The following is a 26837-nucleotide window of genomic DNA, read 5'->3' as shown; positions in this document are numbered from 1 at the left end:
GGAGCTGTTGCAGGCCCACCCCGCATGAGTGAGTCCGCCGCGCCACATGTTCCGGTTCTTCTGGCCGCGATTCTGGAAAACGTGGCCCCGGTTCAGGGGCTGTGGTTGGATGGCACCATGGGCGCCGGGGGATACACCCGGGGGCTGTTGGAGGCGGGCGCGGACCGGGTGATCGGTCTGGACCGCGATCCGCTGGCCCACCAGATGGCGCGCGACTGGGCAGATGGGCGGGTAACACTTGTGAAGAGCGTATTCTCGAAGATGGATGAGGTGGGTGAGGCTGTGGACGGCGTCGTTCTGGATCTGGGCGTCAGCTCAATGCAACTGGACCTTGCTGATCGTGGCTTCAGTTTCATGCGTGACGGGCCACTGGACATGCGGATGGGCGATGACGGTCCGACCGCCGCTGATCTGGTCAATGAGATGGACGAGGGTAGGCTGGCCGACATCCTGCACCGCTACGGCGAGGAGCGTGCCGCGCGTCGCATCGCCAGGTCAATCGTGCGTCGTCGGGCCGAAATGCCGTTCGCCACAACGCTGGATCTGGCAGAAACCGTAGCTGCCAACCTGCCGCGTCAGAAGCCGGGTCAGAGTCATCCCGCGACCCGCAGTTTTCAGGCCATCCGCATCGCCGTGAACGATGAGTTCGGCGAACTGGCGGAAGGCCTGCAAGCTGCTGAAAGAACGCTTAAACCCGGCGGATGGCTGGCCGTCGTCTCGTTCCATTCGGTTGAAGACCGGGCGGTCAAGCGCTTCCTTGCCGACCGCGCCGATGCGGGTGGTGGTGGCAGCCGGTATGCGCCCGAACGCGCCGCCCGCCGCGCGGCATTCGAAATTACGCATAAGGCCATCGGGCCGACAGACGGGGAAATCGCCGGAAATCCGCGCGCGCGATCAGCCCGGTTGCGCCTGGCAAGACGCACCGATGCGCCCGCAGGCCGGGTCGATCGGCGGGCGCTTGGCCTGCCTGAACCAGTTCGTCTGGGAGCGATCTGATGCGAATTCTGCTTTATGCGCTCTCCGTTTCGGTTGTCGTGATCCTGGCTTTTTGGGCCTATGGCGAGGGTTATGAGACCCGCGCCACAGAGCGCGATGTCGCCCGGCTGGAGCGTACGATTGGCGCGCGCCATCAGGAGTTGTCGATGTTGCGTGCAGAATGGGCCTATCTGAATCGCCCCGACCGTCTGCAAGAGCTGGCTGAGATGAATTTCGAGACACTGGGCCTGATCCCGCTGGCTCCCGATCATTTTGCGCTCGCCGATCAGGTCGGCTATCCACCGCCCGCGCCGCCCGCACTGCCAACGCCGCCCGCATCGCCGCAGGTCTGGGCCGAAGGGGAAGCGCTGGAGCAGAAGATAGGCGATGTCATCGTCATGACATATCGTTTCGGTGCCGATGCCAAGCCGCGGGTGATATCGCCGCCAACTCTGGCCGATGACGGGGAGCAGCTTCCATGATCCGCCGCCGCCGCGCCCGAGTCCTCGCCACCGATCCTTTCGTGCCTGTGAACCCGACCGTGCCGCGTCCCCAGGCAACGGTCGTAGTACCGCGCGAAAATCCCGAAAAGGTCCGCTCGCGCGCCGAACGGCGGTTGAAATTCACCACCGTCTGTTTCGTGCTCGGCTTTGCGGTCATCGGTCTGAAGATGGGCACGATTGCCGCCACCGACGCCCGCGAGCCAGCGACCGGCGGGCTGGCCGGGGCCGACATCGTTTCGGCCCGCGCCGATATCACTGATCGCGAAGGCCGCGTTTTGGCCACGAACGTCACGGCAACCGCGCTCTATGCGCAGCCGCGCCTGATGATCAACCCGCTGACAGCCGCAGAAGGACTGGCCCAGATTTTCCCCGACATGGAAGTCGAGGTGTGGCAGAAGCGCTTTACGTCCGGGTCCAAGTTCTACTGGCTCAAAGGCAATATCTCGCCCGAGCAGCAGCAGGCGGTGCACGATCTGGGCGAACCGGGACTGCTGTTCGGTCAACGTGAAATGCGCGTCTATCCCAACGGCCAGCTGGCCGGTCATATTCTGGGTGGCGCGCGATATGGCCAACAGGACGTGCGGGCGGCGGAAATCAAGGGCGTCGCCGGTGTCGAGGCGGAGTTCGACGACTATCTCAGCGACCCTGCGCGCGAGGGTGCTCCGCTGCGCCTGTCGATCGATGTATCGGTGCAGACAGCAATGGAGCGCGTGTTGGCGTCGGGCATGCGGCTGATGTCGGCCAAGGGCGCAGCGGGCGTTCTGATGGACGTGAATACCGGAGAGATCGTCTCGATGGCGTCACTTCCGGACTTCGATCCCAACAGTCGCCCGGCTCCCCCGACCGAGGGCACTCCGGGGGATAGTCCGCTGTTCAACCGCGCAGTGCAGGGCGTCTATGAGCTCGGATCCGTGTTCAAGATACTGACCATTGCACAATCGCTCGAATTGGGCCTGACAAATTCGGGTACGATAATCGACACGAGCGGCCCGTTGCGGCAGGGTCGCTTCAGTATCCGTGACTTCGACGACTATGGCGACCGGCTTTCGGTGACGGACGTGATTGTGAAATCGTCGAACATCGGCACGGCAAGGATAGCATTGGAAATCGGTGCGGAGCGGCAGCAGAGCTTTTTGAAATCGCTGGGCCTTTTCGAATCCACACCGGTCGAGCTGGCCGAGGCGCCGGGGGCACATCCCCTCGTGCCTGCCCGCTGGCCGGACATCTCCACCATGACCATCAGCTATGGTCACGGGATATCGGTCTCGCCGCTGCATCTGGCGACGGCCTATGCCTCGGTCCTGAATGGTGGAACGCGCGTGCAGCCGACGCTTCTGGCCCGCGAGGGGCCTGTCGAGCCAGGGCCGCGCATCGTCAGCTCTCGCGTTTCCGCCGAGGCACGCAACATGTTGCGGCAGGTGGTGACACGCGGCACCGCCTCGCTGGCCGAAGTCGAAGGTTATCAGATCGGCGGCAAGACCGGCACTGCGGACAAGCCCAGCCCGGCCGGTGGATACTACGATGACAAGACGATCTCGACTTTTGCGGGTGTCTTTCCCGCACAGGATCCGAAGTATGTGATCGTCGTCACGCTGGACGAGCCCAGCATCGAGGCCGCGGGACAGTTGCGGAGAACCGCCGGCTGGACGGCAGTGCCGATCGCGTCGGAACTGGTTCGGCGGGTCGCGCCATTACTGGGGCTGCGGCCCGATTTCGATCCGGGCGTGGATACTTTCGGTGAATATCTGACCCAGACCGCCGCGCAGCGATAAACCGTGGTCCATGGACGGCGCGGGCAGTGCACGTTAGGGCATTCCCGTGTCGGGGGAAGAAGATGCAGAAGACGCTTTCTGAACTGGGATTGACGGGGGCGGCCGACCTTCGGATCGGCGGATTGTCGGTCGATAACCGCAAGACGCGCCCCGGTGATCTGTTCGCGGCCCTGCCCGGCGCCGTGACCCATGGCGCGCGATTTGCCGCCGATGCGCTGAACCGCGGGGCCGTCGCGATTCTGACAGACCCCGCCGGGGCTGCTATCCTGCCCGAAGGGACACCCGCCATAGTGGTCGAAGACCCGCGTGCCGCATTGGCCTTCGCCGCCGCCCTGATGGCCGGGTCGCAGCCTGACGTGATGGTCGCGGTCACCGGCACCAACGGCAAGACCAGCGTTGCCAGTTTCACCCGTCAGTTATGGGAGACAATGGGGTTCTCCGCGGCGAATATCGGCACGACGGGCGTCGAAGGCGCATTCCATGCCTCCTCCGTCCATACGACGCCGGAACCGATCACGCTGCACCGCCTGCTGGCAGACATGGCCGATGCAGGTATCACCCATGCGGCGATGGAGGCTTCGTCCCACGGTCTGGACCAGCGCCGTCTGGAAGCGGTGCGCCTGGCAGCTGCCGGCTTCACCAATCTGACTCAGGACCACCTTGATTATCACGGCACTATGGAGGCCTATCTGGCCGCCAAGGCAGGGCTGTTCGACCGTCTTCTTCCCGGTGACGGGGTCGCGGTCGTGAATCTGGATGATCCGCATGGGCCGGACATCGCCGCAGCCTGCGAAAGTCGCGGGCAGGAGATCATCGGTGTCGGTCGCAACGCCGCCGCGCGGATCCAGCTGACAGGCCAGCGGTTCGATGCCACCGGGCAGCAGGTCCTGTTCCGCTGGCAGGGGCGCGCGCATTCGGTCCGGCTGGATCTGATCGGCGGGTTCCAGGCTGCCAACGCCCTTTTGGCAGCAGGGCTGGTGATCGGCGGCGGCGAAGACCCCGAGGCGACTTTTGCCGCCTTGCCGAGTTTGACCGGTGTGCGCGGGCGTATGCAACTGGCCGCGTCCCGCCATGGCGGTGCGGCGGTCTTCGTCGATTATGCCCACACGCCCGATGCCGTTGCGACCGCGTTGCAAGCGCTGCGCCCGCATGTCATGGGCCGGATCGTTGCCATCGTCGGCGCGGGCGGCGATCGCGACACCGGCAAGCGACCCCTGATGGGAGCCGCCGCAGCCGAACATGCCGACGTGGTGATCGTCACAGACGACAACCCAAGGTCGGAAGACCCGGCCACAATCCGTATCGCCGTAATGCAGGGTGCACCGGGTGCCATCGAAATCGGCGACCGGGCCGAGGCGATCCTGCGCGGGACGAGTATGTTGGAACCGGGCGATGCACTGCTGATCATGGGTAAGGGCCACGAAAGCGGTCAGACCGTCGGCGATATGGTTCTGCCCTTCGACGATGTGGAACAGGCGTCGCTGTCGGTCGCCGCACTCGAAGGACGGGAGGCATGACGCTCTGGTCCGCGACAGATGCCGCAGCGGCGACCGGCGGCACGACGCAGGGTGACTGGGACGTTGATGGCTTCGGCATCGACAGCCGCACGATACGGCCTGGCCAGATGTTCGTGGCGCTGAAGGCGGCGCGCGATGGCCATGATTTCGTGCGCGCCGCGCTGGACGCCGGCGCCACCGCCGCGCTGGTGGATCGTATTCCCGACGGCTGCGAAGATGCGCCTTTGCTGGTGGTGGGCAACGTGCAGACCGCGCTGGAGGCTCTGGGCCGGGCCGGTCGCGCCCGTACGGGTGCCAAGGTGATTGCGGTGACAGGAAGCGTCGGCAAGACCTCGACCAAGGAAATGCTGCGGCACTGTCTGTCGTCGCAGGGACTCACCCATGCAGCGATCAAGTCCTACAACAACCATTGGGGCGTGCCGCTGACATTGGCCGCGATCCCGGTCGAGGCCGATTTCGCCGTCGTCGAGATCGGTATGAATCACCCCGGAGAAATCGCGCCCTTGACCGCCATGGTCGCGCCCGACGTGGCCATGGTCATCAACGTATCAGCCGTGCACATGGAGGCTTTTGCCGACGGCGTGCCGGGTATCGCCCGCGAGAAGGCGTCGATCTTCGATGGCCTTGTCGCAGGGGGCACTGCGATCTGGAACGCGGATTTGGAGGTTTCCACGATTCTTGCGCGTCAGGGTACGGTGTCGTTCGGTCGGGTCGAGACGGCCGATTGGCGTCTGCTCGACGTCAATGCCGGGTCCGACAACACCAGTTGCGCCGCCTCGACGCCGCTGGGCCCGATCATGTTCCGTATCGGTGCCCCCGGCGCGCATTTCGCGATGAATGCGTTGGCGTCTTTGGCTGCCGTTCATGCTGTCGGAGCCGATGTGGCGCGCGCGGCACTTCGCCTGATGGACTGGACCCCGCCCGAGGGACGGGGCCAGCGCCACGCCGTCCTGCTGCACCCCGATCAAGCGCCGGTCGACCTGATCGACGATGCCTACAACGCCAATCCGGCTTCGGTCGGCGCGGCACTGGATCTGCTGGCGGCGACGCATGTGCCGCGCCGTGCCCGTCGGATCGCTATTCTGGGCGATATGAAGGAACTGGGTCAGACCGGACCCGACCTGCATGCCGGGCTGGCAGAGCATCCGGCGATGGACACGATCGATATGGTCCACACCGTCGGGCCGCTGATGCGGCGGCTGCACGATGCCGTGCGCCCCGATCAGCGCGGATATCACGAGGACGACACACTCCGGTTGGCCGTGCACCTGCGCGACATGGTGCGGCCGGGCGATGCGGTCCTGGTCAAAGGATCGCTTTCTATGAAGATGGCCACGCTGGTCGAAGGTTTGCGCGCGTTGGATGACGCGAAGCCAAAAGGATAAAATCAAGATGCTGTATTGGCTGACAAAGCTTTCGGACGGCGGCGACCTATTCAACCTTTTCAACTATATTACCGTGCGGGCTGGCGGTGCGTTCTTCACCGCGCTGATTTTCGGTTTCGTGTTCGGACCTCCCCTTATCAACCTGTTGCGTCGTCAGCAGGGCAAGGGCCAGCCGATCCGCCCCGACGGACCAGAGACGCATTTCGCCAAGGCCGGGACTCCCACCATGGGCGGTGTGCTGATCCTGGGGGCAGTTATGGTGTCGACGCTGTTGTTCGGGCGGCTCGATAATATCTATGTCTGGCTGGTGCTGGGCGTCACGATCAGCTTCGGGGCCATCGGCTTCGTCGACGATTACGCCAAGGTCAGTGCAGGCAACGCCAAGGGTGTGTCCGGTCGCGTGCGATTGCTGCTGGGATTCGTGATCGCGACCGTTGCGGGCGTCGTAGCCATGTGGGCGCATCCGGACACGTTGCAGGGTCAGCTGGCGGTTCCCTTCTTCAAGAACGTGCTTTTGAACATGGGATATTTCTATATTCCGTTCATCATGATCGTCATTGTGGGGTCCGCGAATGCGGTCAATCTTACCGACGGTCTGGATGGTCTTGCGATCATGCCGGTGATGATTGCAGCGGGAACTTTGGGCGTGATCTCCTATGCCGTCGGACGCATCGATTTTACCGAATATCTTGACGTCCACTACGTCCCCGGCACGGGGGAACTGCTGATCTTCTGCGCCGGGCTGATTGGCGGGGGTCTTGGTTTCCTGTGGTATAACGCCCCGCCCGCCGCGGTGTTCATGGGCGACACAGGATCGCTGGCTCTGGGGGGCGGATTGGGCACGATCGCCGTTGTGACCAAGCATGAATTGGTCTGGGCCATCATCGGCGGGCTGTTCGTGGTCGAGGCGCTTTCGGTCATCATCCAGGTCGTCTATTTCAAGTCGACGGGCAAACGTGTGTTCCTGATGGCTCCGATCCACCATCACTTCGAGAAAAAGGGCTGGGCAGAACCGCAGGTTGTCATTCGCTTCTGGATCATCGCGCTGATTCTGGCGCTGATCGGGCTGGCAACTTTGAAGATACGCTGATGGTGATCCGAAGAACCGAAGACATGTTCGCGAAGATGGCCCCGGAGCGACTGGAGGGTCTCTTTGCGTTCGCCACGTCAGACGATGACGCGCTTGTGCGGCAGGCCGTGGCCACGATCCGGGAGCCAGAAGGGCTGTCGCTCATACTTCCGTTGGACGTCGCGCAGAGGGCCGGTCTGGACGTTTCACAGCCAATGGCATGTCTGACGCTGAATGTCGCATCGGCCCTTGACGGCGTCGGGCTGACTGCTGCAGTTGCTACCGCGCTGGCCTGCGAAAATATCGCTTGCAACATGGTCGCCGGACATCACCACGATCACGCTTTCGTGCCCGCAAACGATGCTGATCGTGCACTTTCGGTTCTGCATATGCGCGCCGCCGCCGAGGTTCCGGATGTTTAGGCGTTATCTTGAATGGCGCACGCGCCGCGCGGGGCCACCCGTCTCGCTCAGCGTGCGGGCGGCGCGGTATGGAGCATTGGCCTTCGCCATCGCCCTGGCGATCATGGCCGTGCCGGTCTGGCAGGGCACACGCGACGCGGTCGATGCCCCGCCGCTGAATCCCGATCAGCCGTGGGAGGCGCTGCGCCAGATGGGCCGCGACATGGGGGCGGACGCATGATCCCGGTGCGCGGCTTCGAGGGGGCAACGGTTGCCGTGCTGGGTCTCGGCCGGTCCGGCCTGACCGCCGCCCGGGCCTTGCGCGCAGGGGGGGCGACGGTGCTGACGTGGGACGACGGCACATCAGGGCGCGACACCGCGCAGGCCGAGGGGTTCGAGGTGCGCGATCTGACCAGGCCCGGCGCATTTGACGGGGTCGTGACGCTGGTTACATCGCCCGGCATACCGCACCTTTATCCTGCGCCGCATCCGGTAATCCGGGCCGCCTGGGACGCGGGTGTGGCGGTCGACAACGACATCGGGTTGTTCTTTCGATCGCTGGACCACGCGGCACCGCGCACCGTCTGCGTAACCGGATCGAATGGTAAATCGACGACCTCCGCCCTGTTGCATCACATCCTGACCAGCACCGGAAAGACCGCATATCTGGCGGGGAACATCGGGCGCGGTGTCCTGGACCTCGATATGCCGGGCGAAGATGACATCGTGATTCTGGAACTCAGCAGTTATCAGACCGAACTGGCGCGCAGCCTGACGCCGGATATCTGCGTCTTCACCAACCTGTCGCCCGATCATCTGGACCGTCATGCCGGATTGGGCGGATACTTTGCCGCCAAGCGCCGCCTGTTCGCCGAAGGCGGGCCGGATCGAGCCGTGATCGGCGTGGACGAGGACGAGGGCCGCTTTCTAGCAAACCAGTTGCAGGAAGCGCCGGTCGATGACCGGGTGATCCGCGTCTCGACCGGCAAGCTGACCGGGCCGGGCTGGCTGGTCACCGTCAAGAAGGGCTGGCTGTCCGAACATCGCAAGGGCCGTCAGGTCGCCAGCGTAGATCTGCGGGACATTCCGGGCCTGCCGGGGCGGCACAATCATCAGAACGCCTGCGCCGCATGGGGTGCGGCGCGGGCCCTGGGCTTGGGCCCGCGCGATATCGAAGCCGGGTTGCGAACCTATCCCGGCCTGCCGCACCGCTCGCAACTGATCGCGACCCGCGATGGCGTGACCTATGTCAACGACAGCAAGGCCACCAATGTGGATGCCGCGGCGCAGGCATTGCAGGCTTTCAAATCCATCCGCTGGATCTGTGGCGGGTTGCAGAAGGATGGCGGGTTGGAGGGTCTGCACCCGCATCTGGGCAACGTCGCTCGCGCTTATGTCATAGGGCGCGAGGCCGAGGCTTTCGCACTTGCACTGGGACCGGGCGTCGAGACCGAGATCTGCACCGATATGGCCACCGCCGTCGCCCGTGCCGATACCGATGCGCAACCGGGCGATACGGTTCTGCTGGCTCCTGCGGCGGCGAGTTTCGACCAATACGACAGCTTCGAACGGCGCGGCGAGGATTTCGCCACCCAGGTTGCGGCGCTGACCTGACCCAGACGTGCGACGGGCAGGACCGCGGCGTTCTGCCCGTCGCGATGACTTGTCCTTAGTATACCGTACCGACTGTCCGGACGGTTTAGCAGACAGCCGCACAGGCGATGAAACATCGGTCCTGCCCAGCAAGGCGACAGACGGAGGGGCTGGACGCCGGGCATCCGCGTGGCGATGATGTGCTCGACAAACGGGCAGCGTGCCCGAAAGACAGGAGGAACTGCCATGCCCCTATCGACGATCAGGATCGAGGATGAGGTTTTCGTCGCCGAAGGTGCCGTTGGCATCGGCGCCGTTCGGGAGGTTACGCCGAAGACGCTGACAGTCTATTTCGAAGGGTATGGCGATGTGGAACTGGGGCCGGATCACATCACCTCGGCGCATGACGGCAAGGTCGTTGTCGACCCGACGAAGCTGCCGCAGGATTTGCAGGACCGTCTCGATCACATTCACGATGGCGAGTATCGCAACATATCCGAGACATGACCGTTTGCACTGCCGCGCTGCGGTTCAGGTGCCCGCAACGCCGGAAACTCAGAAACCGGAACAGGTCTGCGCGCCCCGTATCGTCTGTGGCGTACGCTGGGTTGATCTGCGCCATTGCCGGGACCTGCGGCGTCATGCCCTGCTGAGACGTCAGCCCCGACCGCAAACACACCGGATCCAAGCGCCATCCGGTCATTTCATCGGATGAACCGGGCCAAGTCCCAAACGGATGCTACGTCGAGGAAGCCATCCTGCTGTCCGATTGAATTCAGGTTTCGGGCGGCGCGAGGTCTGGAATCGTTTCACTTGGCGTCTTGCTGCCAGGGTATACGAGGCCCGCGGAAATCACGAGCTTGGCCGCATCCTCCACCGACATATCCAGAATCACCACGTCTTCGGCCGGAACGAACAGCAGGAAGCCGGACGTCGGGTTCGGCGTCGTCGGCAGGAAGATCGACATCATCGGGACGCCAGCCCGCGCCGCGATTTCGCCCTTGGCTGAGGTCGAGATGAACCCGAGTGCCCAAATTCCCTGACGTGGGTATTCGATCAGACAGGCATTTTCGAAACTGGATTGATCCTGCGCCAGAATGGTCTCGGCGATTTGCTTGAGTCCGCCATAGACCGAACGGACGACCGGCATCGTCTGCACCAGGTTTTCTGCCCATCGCAGCACTGACCGACCGATCAGGCCCTTGGCGCCCCAGCCGATGATCAAAGTGAAGAGGAAGAAGAACGCGACCCCGATGCCCCGGATGTCGAGGTCGATGTCGAAGCGCTGCAACAGCCAGATATCGGGGCGATAGCGGGCCGGGACGAACGGCAGGACCCAGCTGTCGATCCAGCCGATGATCGACCAGATCAGCCAGAACGTCAGACCGATGGGCGCGATCACGATCAGTCCGGTCAGGAAATAATTCCTGAGACGGGTAATCAGGCCGGGGCGCGTCGGGCGCAGGGGCAGGTCGTCGCCGATGGGCATAGAGTGCAGATCCCGTTGGGTTTAGCTCGACATAGGCCGCGCGCCGGGCGGGGACAAGCGGAGGTCCGCCCGTCAGACCGTCCAGACGAGCAATCTGTAGCACAACGCGCCAACCGTCGGGGCCACTATGCCCGTCCCGGTTGGTCCATCAGAGTTGAAAAGGGGGGCGGGGCGAAGCCAGATGTCCGCCTCCGGGCGTTTGCCGTGCCGACGGTCGCGGGGTCAGACAGCCACAAGAATCAGCAGACGGTTCGTGCCGGGGGCGGACAGGACGGTATGGACCCGCTAATAGGTATCGCCGGACACGTATGTCGCCGCCGCCTCCAACGCGCGGTCCAATGCGGCGGCAGGATCGGCGCCCTGCGCCTCGGCGGCGATATGGGCCGCCATGAAAGTGTCGCCCGCGCCGGTGACCCGCGTGACCATGACTGACCGGGGCATGCGTGCAATCACGCCGCCGGGATGCGCGCAGGCCGTCGTCCGTGAACCGTCGGTAACCAAAACGCGGTGCAACCCGCGTTTTCTGAGGGTTTCAGCGGCGGTGGGCGCATCGGGCTGCGGCGCGTGCAACAACAAACCAGCTTCTTCGAGGTTCACGTAGAGTGTAGCCGAGCCATGCGTCAGGAAAGGCAGCAGGCGTTCGGCCTTGCCGGGCGAAGCGGGCGCAATCCGCAGGTCGGCGTGCGCGAACCTTGCGTCGGCGGCGATTTGACCCAGCAGATCCTGCGTCAGGTTGCCGTCAACGGCGATCGGGCCGGTGAAATTCAGTCCCTCCAGCGGGCGCAGAACCTTGTCTCCCGCCGCCTCAAGCGAATGGGCATCGGCGATGGCGGCGATCAGCCCGTTGCCACCCTCGACCGCCATGTAGACATCCGTGGGCAGGTCCTCGGAGCGATAGAGCATCTCCGTCACCAGACCCAGCCGTTCCAGAGCCGCGACCAGCTCATCCCCTTCCACATCGCGGCCTACGACCGACAGCAAGGCAGGCGTCATGCCATAGGCCTTGGCGGCCATCGCGATATTCAGGGCCACGCCACCGGGCAGGCGCACGATACGGCCCGGTACATCGGACCCTTTGTGCATATGCGCATTGGACCGTCCGATGACGTCCCACAGGACCGAGCCGATGCAGAGAATATCCGGTGTCATGCGCGCCGGTCTGCCCCATGGACGGGTCCGGGTAAAGTCGAGGGATTCATGCATCCGGTACGGTCCGGACGGAGCCGTCAGACCGGCGGCAGCATTCCGGGGCCGGACGCGATGCCCCACCGGGCCTCGTTCGCTTCGATGGCGGCGAGGCGCTCGGGGGTTTTGGGGTGGCTCATCAACCAGGCCGGAGCACCGTGTCCGCCCATGCCGGTCAGTTTACCCAGCTTTTCGAGAAGCGTCTTTTGCGGCCCGGTCCCGATACCCGCCTTGACCAGCAGGGCGCTGGCGTAGGCGTCGGCTTCGTATTCGTCCTGTCGCGACAGGCGCGCGGCGACCATACTGGCCAGAGTGTTCGCAACCCATGGTCCGATACCAGGAAGGAAACGGCCCAATACGCCCGCCAGCACGACGCGAATCGCGTTCTGTCCCGAGAAGTCGATCAGCCGTCGCCGGGCATGGCCCAGTGCGACGTGCCCCATCTCATGCGCGACGACCGAGGCCATCTCGGCCGCCGTAACTTCGCCCGCGTCGAATTTCCGGACAAAGCCGCGCGTCAGGAAGATGCGCCCGTCGGGGGCGGCAAGACCATTCACCGGCTCGACTTCGTGCACGTTCACAACAATGCGGTCGAGGTCGAGAACTTCGGCCATCCGCACGAATTCCCGTTCCAGAACCGGATGATTGAGCGGGGTCGACGTCTCGTCCATCTGCTTCTTCAGTCGCCACGCCGAAAACAGCCACAGGACAAGACCGTAGCCGATTGCAATCAGGAGGGCGGGCAGTTTCAGCATCTTCAAAGATATGGGGCCGCAACCCGTGAATTGGAACCGTGTTCGCACACCGGTGTTGACCGGGCAGGAGGCGACCGATGCCGGACTGGATGACCTATGCGGTGGATGCCGCCATTCTCGTGCCTGTTATGGTGTTTTTCGTGCGTCTTGCCGGGTTGCGGACGTTTTCCAAGATGTCGTCTTACGACTTCGCCGTCACGGTGGCCTTCGGTTCGGTGCTGGCGGCGACGGTGGTGAATCCCGGCGTGACGCTCTGGCAAGGCATCGCAGGGATGGCTGCGCTTTTTACGGTGCAATGGCTGATCGGCCTGGCGCGATCGCGATCGGACGCAGTCGAATATGTTGCCGACAACAGTCCCGTCGTCCTTATGCGAGATGGCAAGGTCATCATGGCGAACCTGACCGCGACACGCGTCACCATGTCCGACTTGCGGGCCAAATTGCGCGAGGCGAACGTGCTGTCATTTGACGAGGTGCGCGCCGTGGTTCTGGAAACGACGGGAGATGTCAGCGTATTGCACGGTGACCATCTGGATGATGCCTTGTTGAACGACGTGATCCGATGATCGGTGCCTAGCGGGTCAGCAGTTTCATGCCCCGGCTCAGACCTTGCAGCGTCATCGGCACCATCCGATCGTCGAAAAGTTCGCGGATCATACGGACGGAATGGGTATGGTCCCAATGGCTGCGGGGCAGGGGGTTGATCCACAGGTTCGATACCCATTGATCGCGGGCGCGGGTCAGCCAGACCTGTCCCGGCTCCTCGTTCCAATGTTCGTTCGCACCGCCCGCATAGGCGATTTCATAGGGCGACATGGAGGCATCACCGACGAAGATGGCGCGATAATCGGAACCATACTTGTTCAGGATGTCGCGGGTCGGTGTTACGGCGTCCCAGCGGCGGCGGTTATCTTTCCAGACCCCCTCGTAAAGGCAATTGTGGAAGTAGAAATGCTCCAGCGTCCGGAACTCGGCGCGGGCGGCACTGAACAATTCTTCGACGACCTTGATATGCGGGTCCATGCTGCCGCCGACGTCGAGGAACAGAAGCACCTTGACCGCGTTGCGCCGCTCGGGCCGGGTCTTGACGTCCAGATAGCCCGCCTTCGCGGTAGAGCGGATCGTATCGTCCAGATCCAGCTCGTCCGCAGCCCCGTCACGGGCCCAGGCCCGCAGGCGTTTGAGCGCGACCTTTATGTTGCGCGTGCCCAGTTCGACCTGATCGTCCATATTGCGGAATTCGCGCTTGTCCCAGACCTTGACGGCACGCTGATGACGGCTCTCGTCCTGCCCGATCCGTACACCTTCGGGATTATAGCCATAGGCTCCGAATGGCGAAGACCCGGCGGTGCCGATCCATTTCGACCCACCCTGATGACGGCCTTGCTGTTCTTTCAGCCGCTCTTTCAGTGTTTCCATCAGCTTGTCGAACCCTCCAAGGGCCTCGATCTCGGCGCGTTCTTCGGGGGTCAGCAACTTTTCGGCCTGCTTTTCCAGCCAGTCCTGGGGCAGGTCGACGGCATTCAACACCTCCTGCGTCGAGATGTTTTCCAGCCCTTCGAAGGTTGCGGCAAAGGCGCGGTCGAAGCGGTCGATATGGCGCTCGTCTTTCACCAGAACGGTGCGGGCCAGATAATAGAACGCTTCGACATCGTAGGTGGCGAGACCTGCTGCCAGCCCTTCCAGGAAGGCCAAGTGTTCGCGCATCGACACCGGAACGCCCAGGGTGCGCAACGTGCCGAAGAACCTCAGGAACACGATATGGCCGTCTAAAGCCGCGTCAAAACAATGATGCCCAGCACACCGACGATGGCCCCCATCAGAGCCCAGACAGCAGCCCATTGGGCGATGTCGAACCCGTTTCCGTTGCGACGATAAGCGGTAAACCCGCCAAGAAGAGCGCCGATGGCGGCTGTGATGAGTGGTAGCATAAGTGTGCTTTACGCGCCGGGGCGCAGGCCCGCAACCTCGACTGCCCGGATCGCCAGAACTTCGTCGCCCCAGGCATATCGGCCCCAGGCCAGCCCTTCGCGGCGGATGCGCGCGGCTTCGGATGATGCACCCTGCAATGCCGTGGCTTCTGACCGCAGCAGCAGCAGTGTTGCCAGAAGCGAGGCGTTCTGTGCGTCGTCGGCCGCGGGAATCGCTTCGTCCAGAATGCTCAGCGCGGAGTCCGCCTGCCCGGACGACAGGGCAAAGGCTGCCAGTTGTACCGCGACCTGCGCGGAATGGATGCTGTTGCCAGTCAGTTGTTTGTACATGGCGGCGGACTCGAGGAACGCCGCAATGGCGATGTCGCCGTCCATGGGCAAGGCCGCCCGCCCCAAGGCCAGATGCGAAAACGCCAGCCGTTCATCTTGCCATCCGGCGGCCTGCGCCAGCGCCACGGCGTTCTTGGCATGGGTCAGACGCGCCGTGCTGGACACGTCCGGCGACAAAGCGCCCTGAATGGCCTTGCTCCAGCGCTCCGTCGCTTCGGGCGTGGCCCCGCGGTCAGCCACACGCCCACTGGGATTCACCCGAGCCAGAATTGCCGGGAGCCGTGCCGCGACCTGTGCCTGCGACATGCCGGATTGCAGACTGGAGTCATATGTCGCTCGCAATAACATCATATCATAGGACGTCAGCACTACATTCACGTTGTCGTCGTTGAAGGTCGAATATGGCAGGCGATACAAATCGTTGAGGGGGCCCACAGCCTGCGCCAGCTCTTCGTGGAGGCAATCGCGGATTTCCTGAGGACTGACGTCATATGGCAGGAAAATACTGGCGCGGGTGCGCGTGGTCAGCGTCGTCCAGTCGATCTCGGGACTGAAGCGTTTTGCCAGATAGTCGCTCCATCCCGCAACGCGCGGCACCACGAAACAGGCGGCACCGGGAACGAAACGTTGCAGCGTCTTGCGGGGCAGGGCGGAAATCGTGATCGACCCCATTTCGCCCGCTTCGGCACGGCGGATGTCGATCTTTGCCTCGCCGCGCAAGCGCACCAGCAGGTCGTCCAGATCGGGCTGCAGCGTCGGCGGCAGAGATGTGCCGGTCGCGTTTTCGACGGCAACGGTGATCGGGCCTTCGTAACGGGTGAAGGTGTTCAACTGACGCCCGGTTTCCAGCTGAAATGTCAGCGCCATGAAGTCGCGGGCCAGTTGCGCATTGGGTTGCACCGGAAGGCGCATCGCCGGCGCACCGCTGAACCGGCGCGGGGCCGGCAGTGCATCGGTGATATTGGCGATCGTGGCGCGCGTGGCCTGCGGAGCAAGACCCGGTGTTGCGCAAGATGCCAGCGCCATGACGGCGAGGCTGGCGAGCGATTTCAGCATGAGCACACCGTTCTTCGGACAGGCGCGCACCGCGAATGCGGATGGATGCGGGTATGCCTACAAGCCTGACTGGACAAAAGGACGTGCGGCGCGATGGGGCCGCTGGCATGGGCCATGGTCACCAACGTGCGGTCGTCTGCCATGACCGGGCGAATCCCGATTGTTTCCATTTCCATGTCGTAACTGCTCGCATCTTTGTGCTTTGTGTCAAGGCTATGCGGTCAATGTGGCCGGATTGGGGCATGGACAAGGCGACGTTGGGCGAAGGCTCGCCGAAACGGGAGGATCGGGGTGGCGTATGATCCCTGATGTCGGCTCGCGCCCCGGAACATGTTTTCGCGGATTTTCGCGCGCTGCAATCCGGTCCGAATCTCCCAACCTCAGGGTGTTAGATCGACAACGTTCCCGCTTTTCCTCTTGTGATCCGGCTCGACATGTATCGAAATCGCCGCGCCTTCCAGTGCGACTGTCAGGGCAGCCTCGATCCGATCGCAGATCGCATGGGATTCCGATACTGTCATCTTGCCCGGAACGATCAGATGGAATTCGACGAAGGTGGTCTGTCCCGTCTGTCTCATCCGGAGATCGTGGGCCTGAAGCGCCCCTTCCCCGTTCGCGGCGATGATGGTCTCGACCCTGCTGCAGATATCGGAATCAGGTGCCTCGTCCATCAACCCACCGATCGACGACCGCATCAGAACCCAGCCGGACCAGAGCACGTTGACTGCCACCACAAGGGCGATCACCGGGTCGATCCAGTTCCAACCGCTCAACTGGGCCAGAATGAGGCCAAAGATAACGCCCACCGATGTGATGACATCGGTCATCAGATGTCGCCCGTCCGCTGCAAGCGCTGGCGACCGGATGCGGGCCCCCCAACGGATCAGAACAAGTGCCCAGACGACATTGAGCAGCGTTGCAAGTCCATTGACGGCCAGTCCGGCCGCGGGCGCGTCAAGCGCGCGGGGAAAACGCAGGGCTGCGAACGCCTCCTGCATGATAAGGATCGCCGCCAGGACGATCATCGCCCCTTCCATCACCGCCGAAAGGTATTCCGCCTTGCTGTGCCCGTAGGGGTGATTGGCATCGGGCGGCCTGGCGCTGATCCTGATCGCGACCAGGGCCATGACTGCTGCCACGATGTTGACGACACTTTCGAGTGCGTCTGAATAAAGGGCGACGCTGCCCGTCATTCTGAAGGCGATCCATTTCAGGGCAAGCACGACGATCCCAAGGATGATCGTACCGACCGCCAGTTTGCTCGCATCCAGTGTCACGTTGCTTCAACCCGCCAGCATTGCGTAGATGGCTGATCTTTCACTCGCCCGCCCCGATGGCAACACGACCGGCAGCGCGCCGCCGTTCATATCACTATCGGCCGCCGCGCGCCATGAAAGCCAGCCGTTCGAACAGATGCACGTCCTGTTCGTTCTTCAGAAGTGCGCCGTGCAGGCGCGGCAGGGCGGAGTTGGCATCGGCCTTCAGATCATCGGCTGTCAGATCCTCGGCAAGCAACAGCTTCAGCCAGTCCAGCATTTCCGACGTTGACGGTTTCTTCTTCAATCCCTGTTGATCGCGCACCGCGAAGAACTGCGTCAGCGCCGTCGTGAGAAGCGACTGCTTGATGCCCGGATGATGCACTTCGACGATGCGGCGCAGCGTTTCGATGTCCGGGAAACGGATGTAATGAAAAAAGCAACGGCGCAGAAAGGCGTCCGGCAGCTCCTTTTCGTTGTTCGAGGTGATGATGACGATGGGGCGATGCCTGGCGCGGATCGTCTCGCCCGTTTCGTAAACGTGGAACTCCATCCGGTCGAGTTCCTGCAACAGATCGTTCGGAAACTCGATATCCGCCTTGTCCACCTCGTCGATCAACAGGACGACGCGTTCGTCCGCATCAAAGGCCTGCCAAAGCTTGCCCTTGCGGATGTAGTTGGAAATGTCGTGGACCCGCTCATCCCCCAACTGGCTGTCGCGCAGGCGGGACACGGCATCGTATTCATACAGGCCCTGTTGCGCGCGCGTGGTCGATTTCACCGCCCATTCCAGAATTGGAACGCCAAGCGCGGCGGCGACCTGACGGGCCAGTTCGGTTTTTCCCGTTCCCGGCTCCCCCTTGACCAGAAGCGGACGTTCCAACGTGATTGCCGCGTTGACGGCCACTGAAAGGTCGTCGGTTGCTACATAATCCTTGGTGCCTTCAAACTGCATTCCGCATCCCATTCGCAGGTCCCGTTTGGCGCGCAACCTAACAGTCGCCCCCCTTGGCGCAAGCAGAGCTTCGCGGGGCGTGACAAGCCCCCGAACCTGTTGTAAGCGCGGCGATAGAGGGCCCGGTTCGGTTCATCGCCTAAGACAGAACCTGCAACGGACCGGTGCGAAGGAGCGACGACTATGAAAGCCGAGACCTTTCTCCCATCCGACTACACGCCCGCTGAGGGCGAGCCGTTCATGAACGAGCGTCAGACGGAGTATTTCCGCCGTAAGCTGAACGCCTGGAAAGCCGACCTTCTGGAAGAGACCGAGCGCACGCTGGAAGGTCTGCAGGGTGCCGCCCGAAGCATTCCGGACATCGCTGACCGTGCGTCCGAGGAAACCGATCGGTCGATCGAACTGCGGACACGTGACCGGCAGCGCAAGCTGATTTCCAAGATCGATGCGGCCCTGCGCCGGATCGAGGATGGCGAATACGGGTATTGCGAAAAGACCGGTGAGCCGATTTCGCTCAAGCGTCTGGATGCCCGCCCCATCGCCACCATGACGGTCGAGGCGCAGGAAACGCACGAGCGCCGCGAGAAGGTCCACCGCGACGACTGATCCGATGATCGCCTCTGCGGTCTTGGCGTCCGACGTCACCGTTCTGGGCGCGGGAATTGCCGGGCTGGCCATGGCCGTTGCCTGCGCGCAACGGGGCCGCTCTGTGACAGTGATCGAACAGGCAGCGGCACTGACGGATATCGGTGCAGGGTTGCAAATCGCGCCGAACGGCGGGCGCGTGCTGGCGGCCTTGGGTGTCACGCCCCGCGCGATTGCAAGCCGCGCTGTCCACGTGATCGACGGGGTCTCGGGAAAATCCGTGATCCGAATGCCGCTCGGTCCCGGTTTCCGGCTGATCCACCGGGCCGACCTGATCTCCGCACTGGCCGACCGTGCCGCCGATGTGGGTGTAACGCTTCGGCTCGATACCAGGGTCACCGACATCGCGGACGGCGGGCGAGCCCTGCACCTGAGCGAAGATACCGCAATGCCCACGGCCCGACTGATCGGGGCTGACGGTGCACGGGGCAGGGCAAGGGCATTTGTCGCGCCGGACCATCGCGGCGCTTTTACCGGACAGGTCGCATGGCGTGCGATCGTCCCGGTCGATCAATGGCCAGCGGAAGCGCAGATCCACACCGGAAGCGGCCGTCATCTGGTCTGCTACCCCCTGCGCGATGGCCGGGCGCTGAACATCGTGGCGGTCGAGGAACGGACTGCATGGACCGACGCGGGCTGGTCGCATACCGACGACCCCGCGCACCTGCGCGCCGCCTTCGCCGGGTTCGCCACCCCGATCCGTATGTTGCTGGACCGGGTCGAAACCGTGCATCTGTGGGGCCTGATGGATCATGGAGCAACGCCGCGGTGGACGCGCGGGGCCTGCACGTTGATCGGGGACGCGGCGCACCCGACGCTGCCGTTTCTGGCGCAGGGCGCGAACCTCGCGCTGGAGGACGCATGGACATTGGCAGCCATGCTGGACGATCCGGCAGGGTGGGAGGCGGCGCGCCGTCCCCGCGTTGCGCGCGCATTGGCCATAGCCCGGTCAAACGCCCGAAATTATCATCTGACAGGGGCGAAACGCATTCTCGGCCATGGGGCGCTGCGTACGCTCAACGTCATCCGGCCGACCGCGATGCTGGGCCGCTACGACTGGCTTTACAATCACGATGTGACGGCGGGTTGAGCCCGCCGACACGCCAGACACTCAGGCGTCTTCCATCGCGCCGCCGGCCTCTTTCCAGTCACCGATGCCACCGACATTCGTGACCGAGGAGAATCCCATTTCGGTCAGCGTCTTGCCCGCCAGTGCCGCCTGACCCCCCGCACCGCAGACGAGATACAGTTTCGCATCCTTCTTGAGCGCGGCATTGTGATATGGGCTGGCATCGTCTGCGGCGAATTCGATGAACCCGCGCGGCACACGGACGGCCCCGGCGATGGTGCCGGTCTTGGCGATGTCGGCACTGTCGCGCACGTCGACGAATGTCGCGTCTGCGTCCTTGTGGTGGGCGATGGCCTCGGCTGCCTTGATACGGGGCACTTCGGCGTTGGCCGCCTCGAGATAGTCCTTTGCAGATTTCATCGTCTGATCCTTTCGGGTGGTCCGGCAAATGCCGGTCGGAAACAAAGCTGCCGCAGTCAGGCGTCGATGGCAATGTGCGCTTCAGCCGAAGTCGATCTGCGCCTTTATCGCCTGACTGCGGTCGCTTGCGATTTCGAACGCCTGAACCGCCGCGTCGATGCCCAGCGTATGCGTAATCAGCGGCGAGACGTCGATCAGGCCTTTGCGCATCAGGCTGACACCAGTTTGAAATTCCTCGTGAAAGCGGAACGAGCCTTTAAGCGACAGCTCCTTCGCGGTCAGCGCCTGCATCGGGATGCTCATGTCCCCGCCCAGCCCCAACTGCATCACGATGCCGCGAGGCCGCATCGCCGGGATGCCCGCTGCCAGCGCCTGCGCCGCGCCGGAACACTCGAACATGACGTCGAAGGTGCCCTTGTCGCCTGTGAACCGGGCCAGCCCGTCGGGCGTGTCAGCCATGTTGACCACGTCGTCCGCACCGATCCGCTTGGCCATCGCCAAGGTGAAATCCGACAGGTCGGTCGCCACGATGCGATCCGCCCCGGCGCGGCGGGCCGACAGGATGGACAGGATACCGATAGGGCCACAGCCGGTCACCAGCACCGACTTGCCGACCATTCCTCCGGCCAGCCGCGTCGCGTGCAGGGTGACGGCCAGCGGTTCCGCCATCGCGGCCTCCCCGGCGGTCAGGCCATCGGCCACGGCGCATTGGCTTGCGTCGGCGTTCAGCACCTGACGGAATGCACCCTGAATATGCGGAAACGGCATGGCGGACCCATAGAACCGCATGTTCATGCAATGGTTCGGCACCCCCTCCAGACAATAGCGGCAATGCCCGCAGGGCCGCGATGGTGAGACGGCGACCAGCTGCCCGACCGCCAGATCTGTGACACCCTCGCCCAGGGACGTGACATGGCCCGCCACTTCGTGCCCCAGGACCATCGGCTCGCGCAGGCGAATCGTGCCGAACCCGCCATGTTGGTAATAATGCAGGTCCGACCCACATATGCCGCCCGCCGCCATCTTGATCTGAACTTCGCCGGGGCCGGGGGACGACGCCTCCTGCTCCTCGATGCGAAGGTCGCGGGCGGCGTGGATGACGATGGATTTCATGGAGATGGCTCGCTAAGGGGAAGGGCACCCCAAACCTTGCAGCGGAGCCCGCCCATGTCCACGACCCTCTTCGATCTGACCGGAAAGCGCGCGTTGATCACCGGATCGTCACAAGGCATCGGGTTTGCACTGGCCAGGGGGCTTGCGGCGGCAGGGGCGTCCATCGTCCTGAACGGGAGGACTGCGGACAAGCTGATGCAGGCCGCCGAAACCCTGCGCGGCGAAGGCGCGAAGGTCGAAACGCTGGCCTTCGATGCGACCGATCACGATGCCGTCCGCACCGCCATCGACGGGTTCGAGGCCGACACCGGACCCATCGATATCCTTGTCAACAATGCCGGGATGCAGCATCGCACCGCGTTGGAAGATTTCCCCGCCGACGCTTTTGAACGTCTGTTGCAAACCAATATCGCCAGCGTTTTCCACGTCGGTCAGGCAGTCGCGCGCCACATGATTGCGCGTGGCGCTGGCAAGATCGTAAACATTTGCTCGGTCCAGTCCGCGCTCGCCCGTCCCGGCATCGCGCCGTATACGGCCACCAAGGGGGCCGTCGCGAACCTGACCAAGGGCATGGCGACCGACTGGGCGAAGCACGGTCTGCAATGCAACGGGCTGGCCCCCGGCTATTTCGACACGCCGTTGAACAAGGCGCTGGTCGAGGATCCGAAGTTCACCGAATGGCTTTCGAACCGCACTCCGGCAGGTCGCTGGGGCAAGGTCGAGGAATTGGTCGGGGCCTGTATTTTCCTGTCCTCCGAGGCGTCCAGCTTCGTCAACGGCACGGTCGTCTATGTCGACGGCGGGATCACCGCCTCGCTCTAGGCCCCGGCAAACGTCAGACGATCAGGATGGCACAGGCCGACCTGCGCCCCGCGCGGTCGGCTCTGACTTGGCCGTCACGTCTGCGTCAGACATCGGCATCCCCTGCGCTGCGGATTTGACGCGCGGCCTGCAATCCGGGAAAGCAGTGCGACCCCAATGCTCGAGGCCGCAGACATGCAGATCGACATACCCCTGACCCGCGACCTCGTGCTGATCGGTGGCGGCCACGCCCATGCTCTGGTGATGCGCCGATGGGGTATGAAGCCGCTTCCGGGCGCGCGGCTGACCGTGATCAATCCGGGGCCAACCGCACCCTATACCGGCATGTTGCCCGGCCATGTCGCGGGGCACTACAGCCGCGATGATCTGGACATTGATCTGGTGCGGCTGGCCCGGTTCTGCGGGGCGCGGCTGATCGACGGGGCGGTCGATGCGCTGGATGCCGATGCACGCGTCATGCACATCGAAGGCTGGGGCGATCTGAAATACGACGTGGCCTCGCTCGATGTCGGAATTACGGCGGAAATGCCGGAAATCGAAGGGTTCGCCGATCATGGCACCGGGGCCAAACCCCTGGGACAGTATGCCAATCGCTGGCGCGCCTTCCTGCGCGCGGTCGAGGTCGGGGACACTGCCCCCGAGGTGGCGGTGATCGGCGGCGGCGTTGCCGGGGTCGAGCTGTCGCTGGCCATGGCCCATGCTTTGCGCAACGTGAGCAAGAGACCTGTAATCACAGTGCTGGAAGCGGCGGATCAGACCACCGGCACCGGCCCGAAGGCGCGCGCCAGGCTGATGCAAGCGATGGATGCGCTCGGCGTCACCCTGCGGACCGGCGCGCAGGTCGAGCGGATCGCGGCGGATCACGTCGCCCTGTTGGACGGCAGCCGCATCGCCGCGGCCTTTACCGTCGCCAGCGCCGGGGCCCGCCCCCATGCATGGATTGCGGATACGGGGTTGCCTTTGGAAAACGGCTTTGTCCGTGTGACCGAAACCCTGTCGGTCGAAGGATACGACACACTTTTCGCGGTGGGCGACTGCGCCCATCTGACCCATGCGCCCCGACCCAAGGCGGGGGTATTCGCGGTGCGTGAGGCACCGATCCTGCATGACAATCTGCGCGCCGTTTTGACGGGTGGCAAGATGCGCGCCTTTCATCCGCAGAAGCACTATCTCAAGCTGATTTCACTAGGTGGAAAATCCGCCCTGGCGGAACGGGGCGGGCTGACGGTTTCGGGGCCGCTGCTCTGGCGCTGGAAAGATCATATCGACCGCAGTTTCATGGACAAGCTGACCGATTTGCCCGCCATGCCCGCGCCCCGGCTTCCTGCAGTGCGCGCGCTGGGCGGCAATACCGCGAAACCCCTCTGCGCGGGATGCGGGTCCAAGATCGCGGGCGATTCACTGGCGCAAGCCCTGACTGTATTGCCGCCGCGCGCCCGCGCCGACGTGTTGTCGCGCCCCGGCGACGATGCGGCCATTCTGGCACATGGCGCGCGCAAACAGGTGATGACCACCGATCATCTGCGTGCCTTTACTGCCGATCCCGTGACCCTGACCCGCATTGCCGCCGTTCATGCCCTGGGTGACATCTGGGCCATGGGCGCGTCCCCGCAGGCCGCCTTGTCCAGTGTCACCCTGCCAAGGATGTCCAGGACGTTGCAGGCTCGGACCCTTGCGGAAGTCCTGCGCACCGCCTCCGAAGTGATGCATGCGGCGGGCGCGGATCTTGTCGGTGGTCATTCCACCATGGGCTCCGAGACGGTGATCGGCTTTTCGCTGACCGGCCTGTGCGATGGAGATCCCATCGGCCACTACGGTGCGCAGCCCGGCGACGCCCTCATCCTGACGCGCCCCATCGGCACCGGCGTCATTCTGGCCGCTGAAATGGCCGGACAGACACGCGGCACAAATGTCCAGGCCATGCTGCGGCGGATGGGGACGCCACAGGGCGATGCCGCGGCGATCCTGTCCGGCGCGCAAGCGATGACCGACGTGACCGGTTTCGGGCTGGCTGGGCATCTGTTGGCGATCTGCAAGGCAAGCGGTGTGGGCGCGCAGATCGTGCTGGACGCCGTGCCGGTCTATGACGGCGCGCTGGATCTGTCTGCGGCGGGGCATTTTTCCTCGCTCCATGCCGACAATCTGCGCGGTGCGCCGGTAACATATCATGACCCGCAAGACCCGAAGTTTGCCTTGCTGCACGATCCGCAGACAGCCGGTGGTCTGCTGGCCGCCGTTCCCGCCAACCAGGCCGATTTTCTGATCGAACGACTTTGCGCCGCAGGTCACGTTGCTGCCCGCATCGGTCGATTCACCGACGACGCGCCTCGCATCGTCTGCGCCTAGCCCGTCAGGTCGATGACCTGCTGCGCCACACGGGCCAGCGCCGCTTCTGTCATGTCGGGCAGGTCGATCACCCCGATCTCCGTCCGGTCCGACGCCTCGGGGCGGCGATAGCGCGGGTCGTAGTGATGCTCGATCAGCTCCTCGGCCAGCCCGGTGTAATCGCCCGCTGTGGCCAACGCATGCCACGTCTCGATCCGTTCGCGCGGTTGGTAGGGGCGCAGCGTCTCGATCCGCTGCCGCAGCAACTCCGCATCCGCTGTCAGATCAGGATAGGTCGTCGTCAGGAATGCCGCGCGTGTGGGTATGCTGGCCCGCAGGCGCACGACTTCGGCCCGTGCCATCGCCGACCAGATCGCTGGCGGCAGCAGAACGCGCCCGATGGCGTTGCTTTCGGCCTCCATGAACAACGGACGGCCTGGGTCCAGCCCGATCAGCGCCGCCGCCAGACGCGACTCGAACATCTTCTGTGCGGGTTGCCCATCAGACCAGCCACCGAAATTCGATCCGCGGTGGTTCGCCAGACCCTCCAGGTCGACGACCTGCGCGCCGCCCTTGGCCAGATGGTGCAGCAGTTGCGTCTTGCCCGTGCCCGTTCCGCCGTCGATCAGCACGACCCGCAGGCCCAGCGACCGATCGTAGAGCATCTCCACCACCAGTCGTCGATATGCCTTGTATCCGCCTTCCAGCACAGTCACCCGCCAGCCGATCTGGTCGAAGATGATGCCCACCGACCCGGATCGCTGTCCACCGCGCCAGCAATAGATCATCGGTCGCCAGCCGCCGTCGCGGTCCGCCAGCGGCCCTTCCAGATGCGCGGCCACGTTGCGCGACACCAACGCGGCCCCGATCTTGCGGGCCAGAAAGCGGTCCTGCTGCACATATATCGTGCCGACGCGCGCCCGCTCTTCGTCCGTCAGCGCGGGCAGATTGATCGCGCCGGGGATGTGATCCTCGGCGAACTCGGATGGTGCACGCACGTCGATGATATCGTCTACGTCGAGCGTGCCAAGGCCGGGCAGGGCGGTCAGGGTGTGGCGTTGCATCGGACCTCGCGGGGTTCAGCGCGTCGTGACGTGCCCCGCAGGCAAGGTCAACCTGTCGCCACAGCGTGATCCGCCGTGATGGATCCGGTCAGCACCCGGCGAGCGTTCGGCAAATCGTTGCCCTCGGCCCGCGCCAGCGAATCTTCGGGCGACAATCCGTGCGCCCCCCAACGCTCCACAAGACGTGTTCGCAACACGGCCTCAGGCACCTGCAGGGCAACGGTCGCATCCCACAAGGGGTGAAGCTCACGCCACGGATCTTCGTCAAGCAACAGGTAATTACCTTCGAAAATCGCGATCTCCGCTGTCAGGCGCCCGCTGTCCGGAACTGTTGCATCTGCCGCCCGGTCGAAAGTCGGGAAAATCGGGGAGCCGTTCGCGCGTGCCGCCCGCACCAATGCCAGAAGGCCCGGCACATCGAAGGTTTCGGGCGCACCTTTGCGGGCACGCAGCCCCAGATCGTCCAGCGTTGCATTGTCAAGATGAAAGCCGTCCATCGGCACGACCTGCGCCGAACGCCCGCGCCGCACGATGGCTTCGGCCAGCGGTTCCGTTACCGTGGACTTACCGGCGGCGGGTGGCCCCGCCACGGCGATCAGCCGTCGGCCCGGTGGCAACGCCACCAGCTTATTGGCCAATGTCTCCAGATCGACGGCGTCAGGCAAGACGTGTCGCCAGCCAGCGCAGCGCCGCACGGTATCCCTCGATCCCCAGACCGGCGATCACTGCGTCGGCTCGCCCCGAAACATAGGAGTGGTGTCGGAACGCTTCGCGTTTGTGGATGTTGGAAATATGAACCTCCACGACCGGCCCCTGATAGGCATGCAGCGCATCCAGAATGGCGATGGACGTATGCGAATAGGCGCCGGGGTTGATGACGATGCCGTCGCGCGCGCCCCGCGCCTCCTGTATCCAATCAACCAGTTGTCCCTCGTGGTTCGACTGCCGGAACTCAAGCGTGGCAAGATCCATCGCCCGGCAGGTCGCTTCGACATCGACCAGCGTATCAGAGCCATAGAGATGCGGTTCCCGCTGCCCCAGAAGGTTCAGATTCGGTCCGTTGAGGATCAGGATATCGGCCATGGCGTGTCCCTCGCGGTCGGGCGTTTCAATCGGAGTAGCGCAGCCCGCGCGTCAATCCAACCGTCCTGCGTTCTGGCCCTATGATACGAGCAACTCATAGGTCCAGAGGGTCGCGGGGACTTGA

28 protein-coding genes are annotated in these 26837 nt (G+C 63.9%); 15 read left to right on the top strand and 13 right to left on the bottom strand.

Features of this window, described 5'->3' with window-relative positions; translation table 11 throughout:
- Nucleotides 1-24: 24 nt before the first annotated feature.
- The 10 genes from rsmH to AC13C2_RS05925 all read left to right on the top strand — a co-directional run bounded on the left by rsmH (nucleotide 25) and on the right by AC13C2_RS05925 (nucleotide 9722).
- The gene (rsmH, locus tag AC13C2_RS05970; protein WP_092762100.1) at nucleotides 25-996 is read left to right on the top strand and encodes a 16S rRNA (cytosine(1402)-N(4))-methyltransferase RsmH; all 972 of its coding nucleotides are present in this window, start codon (nucleotides 25-27) and stop codon (nucleotides 994-996) included.
- Nucleotides 996-1457: a cell division protein FtsL gene (ftsL, locus tag AC13C2_RS05965; protein WP_339641403.1), complete on the top strand. Its 462-nt coding sequence runs from the start codon at nucleotides 996-998 to the stop codon at nucleotides 1455-1457. Before rsmH ends, ftsL begins: the two co-directional genes overlap by 1 nt.
- Nucleotides 1454-3250, top strand: coding sequence for a peptidoglycan D,D-transpeptidase FtsI family protein (locus AC13C2_RS05960; protein WP_482886224.1), 1797 nt, complete (start codon nucleotides 1454-1456; stop codon nucleotides 3248-3250). Before ftsL ends, AC13C2_RS05960 begins: the two co-directional genes overlap by 4 nt.
- 62 nt (nucleotides 3251-3312) lie before the next feature.
- Nucleotides 3313-4767, top strand: a complete 1455-nt coding sequence (locus AC13C2_RS05955) for a UDP-N-acetylmuramoyl-L-alanyl-D-glutamate--2,6-diaminopimelate ligase (protein ID WP_482886223.1) — start codon at nucleotides 3313-3315, stop codon at nucleotides 4765-4767.
- Complete coding sequence (locus AC13C2_RS05950) at nucleotides 4764-6152, top strand: UDP-N-acetylmuramoyl-tripeptide--D-alanyl-D-alanine ligase (RefSeq protein WP_482886222.1); 1389 nt, start codon at nucleotides 4764-4766, stop codon at nucleotides 6150-6152. The genes AC13C2_RS05955 and AC13C2_RS05950 overlap by 4 nt, the downstream gene beginning before the upstream one ends.
- A 7-nt stretch (nucleotides 6153-6159) precedes the next feature.
- A complete protein-coding gene (gene mraY / locus AC13C2_RS05945; RefSeq protein ID WP_092762107.1) occupies nucleotides 6160-7242 on the top strand; it encodes a phospho-N-acetylmuramoyl-pentapeptide-transferase in 1083 nt (360 codons plus the stop codon).
- A complete protein-coding gene (locus AC13C2_RS05940) occupies nucleotides 7242-7643 on the top strand; it encodes an ACT domain-containing protein (protein WP_482886221.1) in 402 nt (133 codons plus the stop codon). Before mraY ends, AC13C2_RS05940 begins: the two co-directional genes overlap by 1 nt.
- Nucleotides 7636-7863, top strand: a complete 228-nt coding sequence (locus AC13C2_RS05935) for a hypothetical protein (protein ID WP_092762111.1) — start codon at nucleotides 7636-7638, stop codon at nucleotides 7861-7863. The genes AC13C2_RS05940 and AC13C2_RS05935 overlap by 8 nt, the downstream gene beginning before the upstream one ends.
- Nucleotides 7860-9236, top strand: coding sequence for a UDP-N-acetylmuramoyl-L-alanine--D-glutamate ligase (gene murD / locus AC13C2_RS05930; protein WP_482886220.1), 1377 nt, complete (start codon nucleotides 7860-7862; stop codon nucleotides 9234-9236). Before AC13C2_RS05935 ends, murD begins: the two co-directional genes overlap by 4 nt.
- 225 nt (nucleotides 9237-9461) lie before the next feature.
- Nucleotides 9462-9722 (top strand): hypothetical protein, encoded by a 261-nt coding sequence (locus tag AC13C2_RS05925; protein WP_092762114.1) that lies wholly within the window; start codon nucleotides 9462-9464, stop codon nucleotides 9720-9722.
- Nucleotides 9723-9990: 268 nt separating this feature from the next.
- On the opposite strand, the gene AC13C2_RS05920 is transcribed toward AC13C2_RS05925, so the two are convergent.
- The 3 genes from AC13C2_RS05920 to AC13C2_RS05910 form a co-directional block, all read right to left on the bottom strand.
- On the bottom strand, nucleotides 9991-10704 hold the full coding sequence (locus tag AC13C2_RS05920) for a DUF502 domain-containing protein (protein ID WP_092762116.1): 714 nt from the start codon (nucleotides 10702-10704) through the stop codon (nucleotides 9991-9993).
- 285 nt (nucleotides 10705-10989) lie between these two features.
- Complete coding sequence (locus tag AC13C2_RS05915) at nucleotides 10990-11853, bottom strand: PfkB family carbohydrate kinase (protein WP_482886219.1); 864 nt, start codon at nucleotides 11851-11853, stop codon at nucleotides 10990-10992.
- Nucleotides 11854-11930: 77 nt separating this feature from the next.
- On the bottom strand, nucleotides 11931-12644 hold the full coding sequence (locus AC13C2_RS05910) for a M48 family metallopeptidase (protein ID WP_482886218.1): 714 nt from the start codon (nucleotides 12642-12644) through the stop codon (nucleotides 11931-11933).
- Nucleotides 12645-12721: 77 nt separating this feature from the next.
- Between AC13C2_RS05910 and AC13C2_RS05905 the strand changes: the two genes are divergently transcribed.
- The gene (locus tag AC13C2_RS05905; RefSeq protein WP_482886217.1) at nucleotides 12722-13210 is read left to right on the top strand and encodes a DUF421 domain-containing protein; all 489 of its coding nucleotides are present in this window, start codon (nucleotides 12722-12724) and stop codon (nucleotides 13208-13210) included.
- 7 nt (nucleotides 13211-13217) lie between these two features.
- Here AC13C2_RS05905 and AC13C2_RS05900 read toward each other — a convergent pair whose 3' ends face one another.
- From AC13C2_RS05900 to AC13C2_RS05880, 5 genes are all read right to left on the bottom strand, one after another.
- Nucleotides 13218-14402, bottom strand: a complete 1185-nt coding sequence (locus tag AC13C2_RS05900) for a vWA domain-containing protein (protein ID WP_482886216.1) — start codon at nucleotides 14400-14402, stop codon at nucleotides 13218-13220.
- 11 nt (nucleotides 14403-14413) lie between these two features.
- Nucleotides 14414-14575, bottom strand: coding sequence for an apolipoprotein acyltransferase (locus AC13C2_RS05895; protein WP_175495831.1), 162 nt, complete (start codon nucleotides 14573-14575; stop codon nucleotides 14414-14416).
- Nucleotides 14576-14584: 9 nt separating this feature from the next.
- On the bottom strand, nucleotides 14585-15961 hold the full coding sequence (locus AC13C2_RS05890; protein ID WP_482886215.1) for a DUF2927 domain-containing protein: 1377 nt from the start codon (nucleotides 15959-15961) through the stop codon (nucleotides 14585-14587).
- A 380-nt stretch (nucleotides 15962-16341) separates the two neighbouring features.
- On the bottom strand, nucleotides 16342-17238 hold the full coding sequence (locus AC13C2_RS05885; protein WP_482886214.1) for a cation diffusion facilitator family transporter: 897 nt from the start codon (nucleotides 17236-17238) through the stop codon (nucleotides 16342-16344).
- A 94-nt stretch (nucleotides 17239-17332) separates the two neighbouring features.
- Entirely contained in the window at nucleotides 17333-18172 is an 840-nt protein-coding gene (locus AC13C2_RS05880; RefSeq protein ID WP_092762663.1) for an AAA family ATPase, read from the bottom strand.
- Between the two features lie 183 nt (nucleotides 18173-18355).
- On the opposite strand from AC13C2_RS05880, the gene dksA reads away from it, so the two are divergent.
- Nucleotides 18356-18778 (top strand): RNA polymerase-binding protein DksA, encoded by a 423-nt coding sequence (gene dksA / locus AC13C2_RS05875; RefSeq protein ID WP_482886213.1) that lies wholly within the window; start codon nucleotides 18356-18358, stop codon nucleotides 18776-18778.
- 4 nt (nucleotides 18779-18782) lie between these two features.
- Nucleotides 18783-19907, top strand: coding sequence for an FAD-dependent monooxygenase (locus tag AC13C2_RS05870; protein ID WP_482886212.1), 1125 nt, complete (start codon nucleotides 18783-18785; stop codon nucleotides 19905-19907).
- Between the two features lie 21 nt (nucleotides 19908-19928).
- On the opposite strand, the gene AC13C2_RS05865 is transcribed toward AC13C2_RS05870, so the two are convergent.
- Nucleotides 19929-20306, bottom strand: coding sequence for a rhodanese-like domain-containing protein (locus AC13C2_RS05865; RefSeq protein ID WP_092762132.1), 378 nt, complete (start codon nucleotides 20304-20306; stop codon nucleotides 19929-19931).
- A gap of 81 nt (nucleotides 20307-20387) precedes the next feature.
- Nucleotides 20388-21419, bottom strand: a complete 1032-nt coding sequence (locus AC13C2_RS05860; protein ID WP_482886211.1) for an L-idonate 5-dehydrogenase — start codon at nucleotides 21417-21419, stop codon at nucleotides 20388-20390.
- A gap of 54 nt (nucleotides 21420-21473) precedes the next feature.
- Between AC13C2_RS05860 and AC13C2_RS05855 the strand changes: the two genes are divergently transcribed.
- Both AC13C2_RS05855 and selD read left to right on the top strand, forming a co-directional pair.
- Nucleotides 21474-22241, top strand: coding sequence for an SDR family oxidoreductase (locus AC13C2_RS05855; protein ID WP_339641369.1), 768 nt, complete (start codon nucleotides 21474-21476; stop codon nucleotides 22239-22241).
- Nucleotides 22242-22397: 156 nt separating this feature from the next.
- Nucleotides 22398-24587, top strand: coding sequence for a selenide, water dikinase SelD (gene selD / locus AC13C2_RS05850; RefSeq protein WP_482886210.1), 2190 nt, complete (start codon nucleotides 22398-22400; stop codon nucleotides 24585-24587).
- Here the strand turns inward: selD and mnmH are convergent.
- From mnmH to aroQ, 3 genes are read right to left on the bottom strand one after another with little or no spacing between them, the layout of a single operon-like run.
- A complete protein-coding gene (gene mnmH, locus AC13C2_RS05845) occupies nucleotides 24584-25630 on the bottom strand; it encodes a tRNA 2-selenouridine(34) synthase MnmH (protein WP_482886209.1) in 1047 nt (348 codons plus the stop codon). The two genes, selD and mnmH, sit on opposite strands and share 4 nt — an antisense overlap.
- Nucleotides 25631-25677: 47 nt before the next feature.
- A complete protein-coding gene (locus tag AC13C2_RS05840) occupies nucleotides 25678-26295 on the bottom strand; it encodes a nucleoside/nucleotide kinase family protein (RefSeq protein ID WP_482886208.1) in 618 nt (205 codons plus the stop codon).
- Nucleotides 26288-26713, bottom strand: coding sequence for a type II 3-dehydroquinate dehydratase (aroQ, locus tag AC13C2_RS05835; protein WP_482886207.1), 426 nt, complete (start codon nucleotides 26711-26713; stop codon nucleotides 26288-26290). Before aroQ ends, AC13C2_RS05840 begins: the two co-directional genes overlap by 8 nt.
- Nucleotides 26714-26837: the final 124 nt, after the last annotated feature.

This window comes from Jannaschia sp. L-14R (assembly GCF_056857695.1).
This window is presented reverse-complemented; position numbering and strand designations above follow the sequence as displayed.